The organism is Ruegeria sp. BF7, from assembly GCF_056538605.1.
In genome coordinates this window covers 53,361-68,592 of sequence record NZ_JBQFTM010000004.1, presented here as the reverse complement: position 1 = coordinate 68,592, position 15,232 = coordinate 53,361, and the positions used below count along the sequence as shown (strand labels likewise).

At 58.0% G+C, this 15,232-nt stretch carries 8 protein-coding genes; 7 read left to right on the top strand and 1 reads right to left on the bottom strand.

Translation table 11 applies throughout. From position 1 onward, the window contains the following. The first annotated feature begins 406 nt into the window (after positions 1 to 406). Both ACR0IK_RS11085 and ACR0IK_RS11080 read left to right on the top strand, forming a co-directional pair. Complete coding sequence (locus ACR0IK_RS11085; RefSeq protein ID WP_480594856.1) at positions 407 to 2,137, top strand: type I secretion system permease/ATPase; 1,731 nt, start codon at positions 407 to 409, stop codon at positions 2,135 to 2,137. Then, the gene (locus tag ACR0IK_RS11080; protein WP_480594855.1) at positions 2,127 to 3,443 is read left to right on the top strand and encodes an HlyD family type I secretion periplasmic adaptor subunit; all 1,317 of its coding nucleotides are present in this window, start codon (positions 2,127 to 2,129) and stop codon (positions 3,441 to 3,443) included. The genes ACR0IK_RS11085 and ACR0IK_RS11080 overlap by 11 nt, the downstream gene beginning before the upstream one ends. A 15-nt stretch (positions 3,444 to 3,458) precedes the next feature. Here ACR0IK_RS11080 and ACR0IK_RS11075 read toward each other — a convergent pair whose 3' ends face one another. Then, a complete protein-coding gene (locus tag ACR0IK_RS11075) occupies positions 3,459 to 5,498 on the bottom strand; it encodes a dockerin type I domain-containing protein (RefSeq protein WP_480641528.1) in 2,040 nt (679 codons plus the stop codon). A gap of 156 nt (positions 5,499 to 5,654) precedes the next feature. Between ACR0IK_RS11075 and ACR0IK_RS11070 the strand changes: the two genes are divergently transcribed. The 5 genes from ACR0IK_RS11070 to ACR0IK_RS11050 all read left to right on the top strand — a co-directional run bounded on the left by ACR0IK_RS11070 (position 5,655) and on the right by ACR0IK_RS11050 (position 15,228). Beyond that, entirely contained in the window at positions 5,655 to 9,560 is a 3,906-nt protein-coding gene (locus ACR0IK_RS11070; RefSeq protein ID WP_480641527.1) for an Ig-like domain-containing protein, read from the top strand. A 60-nt stretch (positions 9,561 to 9,620) separates the two neighbouring features. Further along, the gene (locus ACR0IK_RS11065; protein ID WP_480641526.1) at positions 9,621 to 10,439 is read left to right on the top strand and encodes a SapC family protein; all 819 of its coding nucleotides are present in this window, start codon (positions 9,621 to 9,623) and stop codon (positions 10,437 to 10,439) included. A 106-nt stretch (positions 10,440 to 10,545) separates the two neighbouring features. Further along, positions 10,546 to 11,790 carry a TolC family protein gene (locus ACR0IK_RS11060; RefSeq protein ID WP_480641525.1) on the top strand — a complete coding sequence of 415 codons (1,245 nt, stop codon included), beginning with the start codon at positions 10,546 to 10,548 and terminating at the stop codon, positions 11,788 to 11,790. Continuing rightward, positions 11,787 to 13,934 (top strand): type I secretion system permease/ATPase, encoded by a 2,148-nt coding sequence (locus ACR0IK_RS11055; RefSeq protein WP_480641524.1) that lies wholly within the window; start codon positions 11,787 to 11,789, stop codon positions 13,932 to 13,934. The genes ACR0IK_RS11060 and ACR0IK_RS11055 overlap by 4 nt, the downstream gene beginning before the upstream one ends. Further along, positions 13,918 to 15,228 carry an HlyD family type I secretion periplasmic adaptor subunit gene (locus tag ACR0IK_RS11050; protein WP_480641523.1) on the top strand — a complete coding sequence of 437 codons (1,311 nt, stop codon included), beginning with the start codon at positions 13,918 to 13,920 and terminating at the stop codon, positions 15,226 to 15,228. The genes ACR0IK_RS11055 and ACR0IK_RS11050 overlap by 17 nt, the downstream gene beginning before the upstream one ends. Positions 15,229 to 15,232 lie beyond the last annotated feature (4 nt).

The following is a 15,232-nucleotide window of genomic DNA, read 5'->3' as shown; positions in this document are numbered from 1 at the left end:
GGCCCGAATTGCTGGCCATTACTTCACGCCTGCACCAGGCCGAGGTTGATGCGGAATCCGAAAAGAGCGGGATTCGAATTCGTCCCCTGCCCCAATTTGCGGGCGATTCCGATCACGGTTGCCAATGTGGCAACCAGATATTACCTGTTTCACCTGAATGACTGGGTAGAATCTCGATTGGTTCGATCCTTTTCGACACCGTAATTGAGACCAATTTGGGAACCATATTAGCGTCAATACACCCACCGGGCGGTCGTTGGCTTTACAGCAAGTAGCTTTCCGCCGATCCGCTAACTCTCGCATTTTCAGCACCGCGCTATAGATTTAAGATGCGGCCCATCGCAAATGCACTAGCCCTGTAGAGTAACAGTTACCAAAGGCCCCGTACGTGAATATTGAAAATCGCATGATGATGCCACCTCGCCACGAGCTGCGAAAAGTGCGCAATCAGGGCATGACATTTCTGGCGCTGGCGTTTCTGTTCAGCATATTTGTCAACATCCTGATGCTGACCGGGCCTTTGTTCATGTTGCAGGTCTATGACCGGGTGCTGGGATCGCGCGCGGTTGAAACGCTGACGGCGCTGTTCTTGCTGGTGGCACTGCTATACGCGCTCATGGCAATGCTGGATTACGCCCGCGGCAGAATCGTTGCTAGGTTTGGCGCCCGCTTCCAGTCGCAATTGGACGAACGTGTGTTCGATGCAACCATGCGCCGGTCGCTGTACCCGCAGGCACGTTCAGCCCCGGCAACGGCGCTGCGCGATCTGGAATCGATTCAAAACCTGTGTTCCTCTCCCGTTTTGCTGGCGGTGATGGATATCCCGTGGACCCCGGTGTTTCTGGCAGCGATCTTCCTGTTCCACCCGCTGCTGGGCTGGCTGGCCGTTGTCGGCGGTTCCCTGCTGATCGTGATTGCGTTGCTGAACCAGGGTCTGACGCGCCACAAGGTGGCCTCGGCACAACAGGCCTCGGCGCAAGCCAATGCCTTTTCGGAACATGCCAGACAAGCCGCCGAGGTGGTGAGATCGCAAGGCATGCAAGAGGACATCACCCAACGTTGGCAACGCCAGCGGACAAGTGCCCTGCGCCAGACCATCGCTGCCAGCGACTGGACCGGCAGCTTTACCTCGCTGACCAAGTCCCTGCGATTATTCCTGCAATCGGCGATGCTGGCGCTTGGTGCCTGGCTGGTACTGCGCAACGAACTGACGCCGGGCGCTATGATCGCCGGGTCGATCCTGCTGGGCCGTGCGTTAGCGCCGGTCGAACAAGCCGTGGGCCAATGGGGTATGGTCGAGCGCGCGCGAACGGCCTGGTCCTCGCTAAACCGATTTCTGGACGCAACCCCGCCCGAAAAGCCACGCACCAAATTGCCCGTGCCCGAGGCTCGTCTGACCGCCAAGGGTTTGACGGTCATCCCGCCGGGTGCGGACAAACCGACCCTGCGAAACGTGACGCTGCAGCTTGAACCCGGCCGGGCGCTTGGCGTCATCGGCAAAAGCGGGTCGGGTAAATCGACGCTGGCCAAGGCCCTGTTGGGCCTGTGGCAACCGGCGACTGGGGAAATCCGACTGGGCGGTGCGACGCTGGATCAATACGATCCCACTGATCTGGGCCAACATATCGGTTACCTGCCTCAGGCAGTGACCCTGTTTAACGGAACGGTGGCAGAAAACATCGCCCGCATGTCGGAAAACCCGAATCCCGAGGCCGTTGTGGCTGCGGCAAAAAAGGCCAAGGCGCATGAGCTGATCTTGAAGCTCAGCAAGGGGTATGACACGTTTCTGGAAGGCAATGACAGCCAGTTGTCCGGTGGCCAAAAGCAACGGATCGCGCTGGCGCGTGCCTTGTACGGGGACCCGGTCATGTTGATCCTGGACGAGCCGAATTCGGCTCTGGATGCTGACGGAACCGAGGCGCTGAATGCTGCTGTTCGAGAGCTGAAGGAGGCTGGCAAATCCACCATCATCATGACACACCGCCCACAGGCGATTTCGGAATGTGATGATCTGGCGGTTGTCGAAAACGGACAGGTAGTGAAAACCGGCAGCCGAGACGAGGTGCTGGCTGCAATGGTACAAAATGCCGGTGCGATCAAACGAGGCCTCAATCAGGTGAAGAAAGATGCAGGATAAGGTGTCTCGAGATACGCGCCCGGTGTGGCGGATCACCGTACCGGCTTTCGTTGGTTTTGCGGCGCTGATCATTCTTGTCGGCGGGCTGGGCGTCTGGGCTGTTCAAACCCGTCTGGCCGGAGCCATCATCTCGCAGGGGAGTATTGAGGTACAAAGCAACCGGCAGGTCGTTGAACACCCTGATGGCGGTGTTGTCGGAGAGATTTTTGTCCGCGACGGAGATGTGGTCTCCGACGGAGACATGCTGGTCCGTCTTGACGATACGTTTTTGTCCTCGGAAAAGACCATCGTTGAATCTCAACTGTTTGAGCTGATGGCGCGGCGGGCCCGTTTGGAGGCCGAACGCGACGGAGCAGGTGCCGAGGAGCTGGCAACCCAGTTGGCGATTGTTCAAGAGCAGGAAAATATAGATGAAGACCTGATCGCAGGTCAGCGGAGCTTGTTCGAAGCCCGGCTGGAGACCCTGACGCAACAAACTCAGCAACTGGGCAAACAGCGGGATCAGATCGAAACAGAGATCGAAGGCACAGAGGCGCAACTTGTCTCTCTGCGGCGTCAGGTTGAACTCATTCAAGAGGAACTGGACGATCAAAAAAGCCTGCTGAATCGTGGCCTGACGCAGGCAAGCCGGGTTTCCGCTCTGCAGCGCGAAGAGGCCAGCCTGACCGGCGAGATTGGTCGGTTGGAGGCCACAGTTGCGCGCCTGGCAGGGCAAATTGCTGCAACAGAGATCGAAATTGTGGAATTGGCCGCCACGCGTCGCGAAGAGGCCATCACGGAATTGCGGGACGTTCAGACACAGATATTGGAATTGGCTGAGCGTCGCCTGTCGCTGGATGTACGGCTGTCGCGGCTGGATATCCGCGCACCTGTCTCCGGGACGGTCTATGGCAGTCAGGTTTTTGCGCTGCAGTCGGTGATACAGCCTGCAGAACCGATGATGTATGTTGTTCCTCAGGACACACCGCTGCTTGTCGCTGCACGCGTGGATGCAATCCATGTAGATCAGCTATATGTTGGCCAACCCGTGTCCTTGCGCTTTCCAGCATTCAACCAACGTGAAACACCCGAAATTGAAGGGCAGGTTATCACTGTTTCGGCAGATACCTTCACTGATGAAAACACCGGCCAGACCTATTACCGTGCGGAAGTTGCTCCGGAAGACAGCGAAGTCGAACGTCTGAACGGTCAAGCTTTGTTGCCCGGGATGCCGGTGGAAACCATGATCAAAACTGACGAAAGAAGCCCCCTGTCTTATTTGATCAAACCTTTGGCCGACTATTTCAACAGGGCTTTCCGCGAATAACGGCGACGGTCGTTTTCAGATCTGCTCGATGTTCCCCAACAGGATCGCGGTCATGTCTGTGGCAATCACGTTGTCGACTACCGTGACGTTTACGCCGGTTTCGTAACTGACATTTGTCTCTGTGATGCCGGACAGGTCTGCGTTCTTGTCCAGGAAAACCCATCCCGCGTCATGCCCCGTCGGCAGGCCGACAGATAGCTTAAGGATAGCCAAGGCGTCGAAAGCATTGACCGTTCCATCCTGATTGACGTCTGCTGCGATCAGGTTTTCCGGCGTCGCAGTCCCCCATGTCGGGTCGAGCCCGACTGAGATCCGTAAAACCTGCAAGGCATCCAGTGCCGAGATTTTGTCACTGGCCAGCGAATAGGTTTTGACGATATCCAACTCACCCTCAAACGTGCCTGAGGGCAAACCCAGATCAAAACGCCCTTCATCACCCGCACGAACGCTGATGGTTCCGCCTCCATCCGGGGTAAAGTGAATCTCGGCGTCTGACAGGCCGGGATTCGCGGTTTCCGAGTTGATCGAGATATCGCCCAAAACGCCGTCCGAACTTTCTGGGTCCAGCCCACCGAAATCTCCGAAATCCACCGGGATGTGATCCGGCCCGCCAAACCCCGCTCCGAACACTTCGGTGCTGGACAGGGGCCCTCCGGTCGCGGAGTTGATGACGACCACCTCGTCGATGTATTTGATTTGCGCTCCCTGCACGGTGGCGGTAAATTCCAACTGTCCGGGACTGCGCAACAGCGGATAGTCGAACAGGTCTAACCGGTCGACCCCTGCCTGGAAACCGTTAATGGTTGTTGGGTCGCTACCATATTGCATGACAAAGATATCCGCCCCGGTTCCGCCATCCATCGTGGTCGCCCCGACACCCGCGATCAGAATGTCATCCCCTGCCCCTCCCACCAGAGTGGTCTCTAGGATGTTGCCGCTGAGTATGTCGTTCTGCGCCGACCCGGTAACCGTACCGAACCCGTCCCGCACGATACCCAGATCATCGATTGAAACGCTGATCTGTGTCAGTCCCGCATCCTGTTGCGAACTGACGAGAATTTGCAGCTCGTTCCCGACATGAGCGACACTTAGCGTTTCGACGTTTTGCAGGCCGCTTTGCACGGTATCGGCAAAACTGTCCAAATACACCAGCTGGCCATTCGGCGTCAGGGTAAAAAGGGTAACACCATCATCGCCACCGCCCGCCACGACAAACACATGTCCATCGGCTTCGATCACGGCCAGATCCTGCGCAGTTTCAAACCGTGTATGCAACGAATCCAGAACGTGGTCGGTTGCAATCAGGCGCCCATCGACTGTTAACTCCATCACGCTGAGCGAGTTGCTGTCCGCCCCAGCCACAACAACCCATGATTGGCCGAAAGCCTGCACCACCTCGACTGCCGTCGGCGTCGCAATTCCCAGTGTCGCCAGCGCGTCGCTGTTATCCACCGCGGTCAGGGCGCCGGTATCCTGATCGAAGCTGTAAGTGCCGATCGTGTTGCTGACAGAATCGGCCATGATGACGAAGTGGACTGCCCCGACCCGCAACACCTGCATCGAGTCAGCCTGCCCTGTGACCGAAGCTGCCGAGCTCAGCGAACCATCCCCGTTCACGGTATAGGTCGAGATCTGCCCTGTTCCCTCATGCGCAATAGTCAGCACGCCGCCGAACTGAGCAATGGCCGAGATATCCCCGCCACCGACCAGCGAGTCGGTTTCCTGCAAAGCGCCCACGGTCCCGTTTGGATTGATCTCATATCCGACCAGCCCTGTCGCCGTACGCACATCCAGAACAAGCTGATCGTCGCCGGCCAGCACCACGGGTAAGGCGCTGTTACCGACCTGATACGTGATCGTGCCACTGAAGTACTCGGTGTCCTGCATCTGCGGCAGAGCGCCTTCGACCAGTTTCCACACCGCAATCCCACCGCCCGGACCGGTCACGCTGAACAGATACGTTTCGCCATTAAGCGTTTTTAAAGCCGTATCGCCGATACCTGAATCGAGCGCTGTGCTCCCTGTTGCAACCACGCCTTCGAACTGAAGCACCATATCAAATCACCCCACGCCAAATCTGGCACCAACTACAGGATGATCCGATGCCCAGTGCGAAACCAAAGCGGGAATGTGGAGAAAACGAGGAGTTCGGCTTCAGTTTAACTCAATTTTTTCTGGTCCGACCGCATGATTCACCGAAGGGAAAGACAGATGAACAAAACCTCGACCCCTCGGGCCGGTGCGGAAACCACATGTGAGGGCAAGATGACCAAAGAACCTGAAACCAAGATCAATCCGGCTGGTGGTCAGCCCGATTTTGAGCGTAAACAGAACATCCGCAAGTGGATCGACGGAAAAATGCGCCGTTGGGCCGGCCGTGGCATTGCTGGTGGGATCGGATCTGCGGTTCTGGCCCTGCCTGCCTTGGCGCAGGCCACTATTGAAGAGCTTTATGCCTTTCAGTTCGCAGAAACGATTCCCGGGGTGCGTTCGGTCAAGCTGCTGGACAATGGCGACGTTCTTCTGAAACTGGCCGATGGTCGAAAACTGGTTGTTGCCGCCGAAAACGTACAGGTGCTGGACAGCGGTGCTGTCATGATTGCCGAGGACGTTGTATCCGAGATTGCTCAGTTCAGCCTGGCCGAAGCTGGCGGCGCCGCCGCAATCGGGGGAATCAGCGGAACCGGGGCTGCTTTGGGTGGTCTGGGTCTGGCGGGTGCCGCTGCCGCTGCCGGCGGCGGCGGTGGTGGAGGGGGCGACGATGTCGCCCCTACGCCTGCGCCTTCACCTACCCCCAGCTACCCCGTTCTCAACCTGGCGGGCTCGCAAGCCAACACATTGAGCAGCGCCAACTTGAACCTCGCCACGCCGGAAGGTACGGAAACGGTGGAAGTAACCATTGGCTCGGTCACAAAGACCGTTACGCCCGAAGATGACGGGTCCTGGAGCGTTTCACTGACACCGGACGAAGCAGCCAGCCTACCGCAGGGTGTGCAAACCGTGACCATTCGAAATCTCGATGCTGAGGGTACAGAACTGTCGTCTGAGACGGTCGCATTCGACGTGGATACTAGCCCCCCAACCCTGACAATCTCAGGGTTTTCCGACGGCGTGGTGATGAACGCGGCTGAACAGGCCACCGATCTGACCATTACCGGAACAACAACGGCCGAAGACGGACAAACCGTCACCGTCTCCCTCTACGGGCAAACCTACGAAGGTACGGTTTTCGCCGGACAATGGAGCGTAACAGTGCCCACCGCAGGGCTGGCTGTCATGCCAGACGGCGCAACGATTGCCGTCACCGCTGACGTCACCGATCAGGCGGGCAATCCGGCGACACAAGCCGATGCCAGTTTCGAGACGGATTTTACCGCTCCGACGATTTCGCTGGACCCGGTTGCCGGCGGATCGATTGAGTTGATCGATGTCAGCGCCGACCTGACACTTACGGGATCGACCACAGCGCTTGACGGTCGGCCCGTTACCGTGACGTTTGGTGGTCAAACCTATTCGACAACTGCCACCGGCGGCGGCTGGAGCGTAACGATCCCCAACACAGATCTCGTTGGCCTGTCGACCGGCGTGCCAGCCGCGTTCAACGTGACTGTCTCCGATGCGGCTGGCAACATCTCAGTCCCAGCCTCGGTATCCGTCCCGGTTGACTTGACTGGCCCTTCCGTCACCATCTCTCCGCTATCCGTCGGCGCGGTTCTGAACGCTGTTGAAGTGGGGGCTGACCTGACGATCTCTGGGACGACCGGCAATGTACAGGACGGCCAGCAGGTCACAATAAACATGAACGGTCAGACCTATACCGATACCGTGTCAGGCGGCACTTGGAGTGTGACCGTCGCGGCCGCAGATCTGGCAGCCCTGCCTGACGGAGGGAGTTTTACCGTGACTGCGGACGTTTCGGACGCCGATGGTCTGGCGGCGCCTCAGGTCAATGTACCACTGGGCAAGGATGCGACCGCACCGACGCTTTCAATCGACAGCTTCTCGGATGGTGCCGTGCTGAACGCAGCTGAGCAGGGCACGGACCTGGCCATCACAGGTTCCACCACTGCCGAGAATGGTCAGACCGTGACTGTTTCTGTGAACGGTCAAACCTACACCGGCGCAGCATCCGGTGGCGCGTGGTCAGTTACCGTTCCTGCCGCAGATCTGGCAGCCCTGTCGGACGGGGCCACCATTGCGGTCACCGCAGATGTTGCCGATCAGGCAGGAAACCCGGCGATCCAGGCCAGCGACAGTTTTGATACAGACTTCACTGCGCCAACGGTGAACATCACAAACCTGTCGGATGGTGCGGTCATGAACGCTGCGGAACAGGGCACCGACCTGGTCATAACCGGCACCTCTGACGCCGCAGATGGCACAGTGGTGACGGTCGAAATCGCCCGCCCCGACGGAACAGTGGATGTCACCGGCACCGCCACGGTCAACAGCGGCACTTGGAGCTACACGGCCCCAGCCTCGGACTTGGGCGCGCTTCAGGATGGGGTCTCGTATGATGTCGATGCTTTGGTAGCGGACGCAGCGGGCAACAGCGCCCAAAATAGTGCAAGTTTTGACACCGATTTCACTGCTCCGACCGTTACACTCGATCCCCTATCCGTGGGCTCCGAGCTGGACGTGACCGAACAAGGAAGCGACCTGACGATCACGGGCGCAACCAGCGCCGAGGATGGGCAAACTGTGTCCGTCACCCTAAACGGCCATACATACACAGGCACCGCTTCAGGCGGTTCCTGGTCGGCAACTGTCCCCTCAGTCGATCTGGCCGCTCTGTCGGACAGCACCGGCTATCCGATCTCGGCCAGCGTTACCGATCAGGCTGGTAACCCGGCGACATCGGCTACGACTATGCTGACGACGGATTTCCGACCAGTATTGACCGTGAGCCCTGTCGGCACGAACAGCGCTATATCGCTAGCTGATGCTCAAGCATCTGGTGTGACAATTTCGGGAACTTCGACCGGCCTGAGCGTCGGCCAGGCGGTGGATGTTTTCCTCAACGGAAGCCCGATTGGCAGCGCGACTGTGGCCGTCGATGGCAGCTGGTCTTTGGCCGTCCCAGCATCGGAATTCTCGAGCATCGACGCGGGCGACTCCCTTGACTTCTCAGCAGATGCAACGGTTTCCGGTGGGCCGAACCCTGTAACCGCAACCGACGAGAACACCGCACACGAACCAGCAGCCTATGTCATCACTCAGGCTGGGATTTCCGGGAACACGGTGACCTTCGAGGTCTACGCGGATCCAGACACGGATATTTCAGGCGGCTTCGCCTTGGCTATGAATCTGGGCTTCGACCCTTCCGTTGCGACCTACGACCTCGGGTCTGAGGTCCGCGGTAGTGGTCTCATTAGTTTGGTTGCCAACCCGGACGGGGCCTCAGTGATCCGTTACTCCGGCATCTCCGGTATCCCCGATGGCGTCAACCCCGTCATTGACCTGAGCCAGCCCGTGATGACCTTCGACATGACGGTCGTCGATGCAAGCAAACCCATTGAGCTGACGATCGCGACTTCTGTTGGCGGGTATTCCGTCTTCCAACTCGGTACCAATGGTGATGACACGCTGGTCGCAACCGACGTCGACAACATCATCCGCGGGCTGGATGGCAGCGATGCGATTGATGTCTCGGCTGCAGGGCGAGACATTGTCGTGTTCGAGGCCGACCTGGCGGCCAACGGTATCGACATGGTGACAGGATTCACAATTGGCCCGGCAGCCGAGGTTACGGATGCCATTACGTTCAGCGGCCTGAGCGTCGGAACGCTGCGCGGTAACGGAACGGATGTCGAAACCCTGGCAGTAGGTGATGCGATTGGCTCGGATACCGGTGTCGTTGGCCTGACAACGGTTTTAGGCGATTTGTCCCAAAACACGATCGAAACCGCCGTCGAAAGCTTTGCCGGCCTACAAGCGGGTGACGAGATCTACGTTATGGCAACGGACGGTGCTGACAGTGTGTTGGTCAAGGTCGACTACAGCGCTCCAAACTCAGCGTTGGTTGAAACCGTCGCCCAATTCACTGGGCTAGATGATCTGACCGACCTTAGCGCGGACAACATCCTGCACACCGACCCAACCGGGGCAACGGCTTAAGCAACCAAACGGCTGCCGATCACGACGACCGGCAGCCATCCTGTTAAACATGGAGCAGTAATGGCGCAGAATGGCCTGGTTCCTGTCACCGCCGCCCGGCACGGGCATCGATACTGGAAACGTTTCACCTCTTACGAATTTGCGGCCAATCGCACCGAATGTGCGATTGTATTCCGGGAAGTTCCGCAGATTGCCGCCACCTTTCCGATAATGTTCAGAGAAACCGGCGAAGATGTTGAACCCAGGGCCATTTTGTCCCTGTCAGACGATATGCCCACCCCTTTCGTATCACGACAGGGGCAGTGGTTGGCGGCCTATGTTCCATCCAGCTTGCGATGCCATCCGTTTCAGGCCCTGCCCCTTGGAGAAAAAACGTCGAACGGATCCGCCCTGTTTCAGCTGAACGTGGATGAATCATCCGGGCTGCTAAGCACCAATCCAAGAGACGAGGCCTTCTTTGACGCTTCCGGGGATTTGTCGCCAGAATTGCGCGATGTGCGAAGCTTTCTTCAAACCCGCGTTGCAGCCCGTGAGGCGACGCTGGAACTTTGCCAGACAATCAAGACTATGGGGCTTTTTGAACCCGCTGAACCCCTCGACGGGACCACTTTGCCCGCTGGGACTTTGTCCATATCAACCCATCGTTTAAAGAAACTAACTCAGGTTGAAAAACTGGAACTGGTCAAAGCGGATGCCTTTCTGCTGATCCACGCCCACCAGATCTCGCTTTGCCATTTAGCGTGGCTGGCACGCGTAGAACAACAGCTTAAAGAGCAAAACTCACTAAAGAAATACACCGAAAATTCAGACATTTCCGATTTCCTTTGTGCAATGGCCAACGCGCAGAATGACGATGTCCTCGGAACCAGTGGGGTGTGAAACACCGATGCCAATACTCAATCGCAGTCTCGGAATTGCACCTTATATCCTCTTCGCCGCAGTGTTATCGGCCTGTACGCCTAAGCCCGACTTGACAGGGGTTGAGATGTCCCTGTCCAGCGGATCCGTCGGGGCCGGTGCAAACACACCTGCACCCCGGCTGACGCAGAGCGCCTTTGGCCAGCGGATCAGAGCCGCCGTGGAAACAAACCCTGATCTGGCACAAAGTGCGACACGGCTGGAGATTGCCGCAGCCAACGAAGATGCCGCCAAGGGAGCGTTTCTGCCCCGGCTCAACGTTGGCGTAAACGCCCGTTCTGAACGCATAGAGTCCAATATTGCCGATGTCACACCATATCTGCGCATCTCGCAATTGGTGTACGACGGTGGCGCTGCGTCGAATGATCTGGCAGCAGCAAAGGCGCGCGTGTTGCAAAGCCGTGGAGATCAGGTGCAAACGGCATCAGCGGTGGCGCTGTCGGCGATCGAGGCCTATGTCGTGGTTCTGGACCGACGAAAAATTCTGGATATTTCGACCCAAAATGTCGCAGTTCATGAAGATATGGTGCGTCAGATCACGGAACGCGCAGCGCAGGGCGCGGGATCAAATGCTGATGTTCTGACGGCACGATCTCGGATGGCGGATGCACAGACACGGCTGGCAGATGCCAAAGCGCGTTTAGACCGAGCAGACGCCCAATATCGTGAGTACTTTGGCTCAGCCCCCGGGGAACTTCCGTCACCTGTCACGGCTCCTAAACTTTCGCGAACCGACTCGCAGATCGTGATGGACAGCCCTCAGGTCAGGCGGGCGGATGCAACCCTGCTGTCGGCAAAGGCAGAACAGGCAGCCGCCCATGCACGCCGTCAGCCCGGCGTTGAAATCGCCGCTTTTGCCGACCGGGATGACAGCAACGACGCGAATTTTGGCGTGGATCTGTCGTTCAACTACGAAATCGACAGTACGGGGCAACGCCGGGCCGCAATCGCGGCGGCCGAAGCACAGGTCAAAGAGGCTGAGTTCACGCGGGACTCGGTTATCCGGGACATTCGCCGTGAGTTGGAATTCGTCCGCTCCGACCAGCAAGCTGGCGCAGTGCGTCTGCAGGCAGCCCGCGTTGCAGTGCAAGCCAACGCCGCAAGTGTTACCGCGGCACGCGAACAGTTCACCATCGGCAGGCGCAGCCTGATTGAGATTCTTGACGCACAGAGAGACTATGTGAACGCTCAGGAAAGGTTGATCCTGGCCGAGCAGAACTTTTTCCTGACCAACTACGCTGCGCTGAGTTTAACCGGTGACATTCTCGATCTGCTGGGTGTCTCAACGGTGAAGTGGAACGACGACCTATGACACAGCTTCTGCCTATTTCACGCACGCCTTCACTCACTCCCCTCGAAGCTTGTCTGTTGCATGTCGCAGCCCAGCTGGACCGCCCCTTGACAGTGGCCGCCCTGCACGCCGTGCAAATCGGCGCATCAGATGAACTTACCCTTCGCCACGCCATTGAGGTGGCGCAAAATGCTGGATTGCAAGCCGGGTATGGCAAACGCAGGTTGCAGGACTTTGACACAATCCTATCACCTGCACTGCTGATTCTGGAGGATGACAAAGCCGTTGTTTTCCACGGTCGAACACGGGGCGGCAATCTACTGGTTTTCGATCCAGACCTCGGGGACGGGATCGGCGAAGTGTCCCAGGACAAACTGAGCCGCACTTATACCGGATTCGCAATCCTGTTTCGTCGGAACCATCGGGCCGAGGTCCCGGGCTGTGAGGTTCCCGCATCCGATCATTGGTTCTGGTCGGCGATGGCGGCGAACAAATGGTCCTATACGCAAGTACTCCTGGCCGCGGCGCTCGCGAATTTACTGGGCCTGTCCACCTCTATTTTCATTATGGTCGTCTATGACCGCGTACTGCCAAACGAAGCTACAGAATCTCTGATAGCCCTAACTGCGGGTGTCGCCCTCGCCCTGGGGTTTGATTTTCTTTTGAAACTGTTGCGCGCCGGGTTCATCGATCGCGCCGGACAAAAGGCCGACATGCAGATGGGGCGGCGCGTTTTCGACCACGTGCTGAACATCCGCATGAAATCTCGCACTGGATCTACGGGTGCCATGGCAAGCACCGTTCGGGAGTTCGAAACCCTGCGAGAGTTCTTTACCTCGGCAACACTGGTTGCATTGGTCGACCTTCCTTTCATTGCGCTGTTTGTGTTTGTCATCCATCTGGTCGGCGGGCCGCTGGCCCTGATCCCTGCCCTTGCGGTTCCGATCGTATTACTGGCCGGGGTGGCCGTGCAGCCGGTATTGTCGCGTCTGGCCGAGAAGAGCTTTTCCGATGGCCAGTCCAAGCAATCTGTTTTGGTGGAAACCGTCTCGGGGCTTGAGACGATCAAGACCACGGCAGCTGCCAGGCCAATGCGAACCCGCTGGGAAAGCGCAATTGAACGCCAATCCTCGCATGGTGCACGCAGCCGTATGGTGACGCAGTTCGCCCTGAACCTGACCGGGTTCACCCAGCAGGCGGCACAGGTTCTGATCGTTTTCTACGGCGTGTTTTTGATTACTGATGGTCAGGCAAGCATGGGGGCTCTGGTTGCTTCAGTGATGTTGACCGGTCGTGCACTGGCACCTCTGGGACAGCTTGCCCAGACCCTGACCCGTGTCAACCAGGCCCGCAGCGCGTATCGCAACCTTAACGCACTGATGCAGGCCGAAAGCGAAAGACCTCGTGGGCACAGCTGGATCAGCCGAAACAGCTTCGACGGGCGCATCAGATTCAAGAATGTCCACTTCGCCTATCCGGATCACACCGAGGACACATTGGCGGGGGTGTCATTCTCGATCGAGCCTGGTGAAAAGGTTGGGATTTTGGGTCCGATCGGTTCCGGAAAAAGCACAATCTCGCGCCTGCTGCTTGGGCTATATGAGCCGCGAACCGGGTCGGTGATGCTGGATGGCGTGGATATTCGCCAAATTGATCCGGGTGATCTGCGTCGCAATGTCGGGTCCGTATTGCAGGACATCTGGCTGTTTTCCGGGACCGTACGCGAAAACATAAGGAGCGGCACTGTCAGACCGCGCGATCAGGACCTGATCCGCGCAGGCAAGGTAGCCGGAGTTGAAGATTTTGTCGCCCGTCATCCCAACGGTTACGATCTGAAACTGGCCGAGCGCGGCGAAGGTCTATCTGGTGGACAAAGACAGGCCATTGCACTTGCCAGGGCCTTGATTGGACGGCCCCCGATTCTGCTGTTGGATGAACCGACCAGTGCGATGGACGTCAAAACCGAAGCTGAGGTGATCCGTCGTCTGAAGCAGTCAACGCAGGACGCCACGATGGTCATCATCACACATCGCACCAGCCTGTTGGAATTGGTGGACCGTGTCATCGTGATCGAGGGCGGACGCGTGTCCGCCGACGGACCCAAGAGTATGCTCACCCAACACGCCCGCAAAGCAGGGAGGCATCTGAATGTCGCGGCATCCTGACCTCGCCACCCTCGCGCGCGAGATGCGCGGGCGTTCACCGATACGTGGATCCCTGCTTTTACTAGTGATCTCCTCGTGCCTGATCGCACTAGGCCTTTGGGCGCATCTGACTGAGTTGGATGACGTGACCCGTGTGGACGGGCGGATTGTTCCCTCAGCTGACATTCAGGTGATCGAAGCCACGGAACCCGGAGTTCTGCAGTCTTTGAAAGTTCGCGAAGGACAGGTGGTCGACAAGGGCACGTTGTTGATGGAGTTCGACACAACTCAAATCGACAGCCAATTCAGTCAGGAACAACAGCGCGCCTTCGGCCTAATGGCGCGAACGCAACGATTGCAGGCGGAAATCGACGGTAGTGCTCTGAGTTTTTCACCTGACCTGATCAAAGGCGCGCCCGAAGTCGTGCGATCGGAGACCGCATTGTATAAGGGACGGCAAACCGAGCTTCAGGCAGAGATCTCCATCTTGGAACGTCAACGCCAACAAAGGCAGCAGGAATACGAAGAAGGCCTTGTGGATCGGATCACCGCCGACGAAACGCTCAGGCTTTTAGCGGAAGAGCGCGCGATGATGGAACCTCTGGTGGAAAAACGGATGGAGCCCGCAACAACGCTTTTGACGCTACGCCGCGGTATGGCCGAGTGGGAAGGCCGGAAAACCCGGGCTGTTGCCGCGACCAACAGGCTAAAGACTGGTTTGGACGAGATAGACGACCGCATCCGCGCGTCCCGCAGCCGATTTCGCAGCGCCGCGCTAACCGATCTGGCGATGGCAACCACCGAACTTGCGACATTGCAGCCGGTTTTGCCCGCGCTTCGGGATCGGGCCGACAGGGCGCAGGTGCGGTCTCCGGTGCGTGGCATCGTCAACCGGATACATCGCAGCACAATCGGGGGATTGGCCCGCGGCGGTGAGGAACTTGTTGAAATCGTACCCTTGAATGACACACTGCTTGTCGAAGCATACGTTCGACCGGAAGACATCGCATTCCTGCATGCCGGACAGTCTGTCAAGGTCAAGATCACCGCCTATGATTTTGCCCGATATGGGGCTCTGGACGGCCAGATTACTCGTATCGGTGCCGACACAATCACCCGGCCCGAGCGAAATGACGAGGAGGTTTTCGTCGTGGAGATTGAAACCAGCAATGCGATGCTGGATGCCGATGGTGTCGCCGTCGAAATCATCCCCGGTATGATTTCCGACGTCGATATCCTTTCGGGCCGCAAAACGGTATTCGAATACCTGCTGCAGCCCGTAGTCAAAATCAAGGACAGAGCTTTGCGAGAATAGGTAC

Bases quoted from the DNA above. Each gene is read 5' to 3' on its own strand.
- ACR0IK_RS11085 (WP_480594856.1), top strand. From the start codon at position 407: ATGATGATGCCACCTCGCCACGAGCTGCGAAAAGTGCGCAATCAGGGC.
- ACR0IK_RS11080 (WP_480594855.1), top strand. From the start codon at position 2,127: ATGCAGGATAAGGTGTCTCGAGATACGCGCCCGGTGTGGCGGATCACC.
- ACR0IK_RS11075 (WP_480641528.1), bottom strand. From the start codon at position 5,498: ATGGTGCTTCAGTTCGAAGGCGTGGTTGCAACAGGGAGCACAGCGCTC.
- ACR0IK_RS11070 (WP_480641527.1), top strand. From the start codon at position 5,655: ATGAACAAAACCTCGACCCCTCGGGCCGGTGCGGAAACCACATGTGAG.
- ACR0IK_RS11065 (WP_480641526.1), top strand. From the start codon at position 9,621: ATGGCGCAGAATGGCCTGGTTCCTGTCACCGCCGCCCGGCACGGGCAT.
- ACR0IK_RS11060 (WP_480641525.1), top strand. From the start codon at position 10,546: ATGTCCCTGTCCAGCGGATCCGTCGGGGCCGGTGCAAACACACCTGCA.
- ACR0IK_RS11055 (WP_480641524.1), top strand. From the start codon at position 11,787: ATGACACAGCTTCTGCCTATTTCACGCACGCCTTCACTCACTCCCCTC.
- ACR0IK_RS11050 (WP_480641523.1), top strand. From the start codon at position 13,918: ATGTCGCGGCATCCTGACCTCGCCACCCTCGCGCGCGAGATGCGCGGG.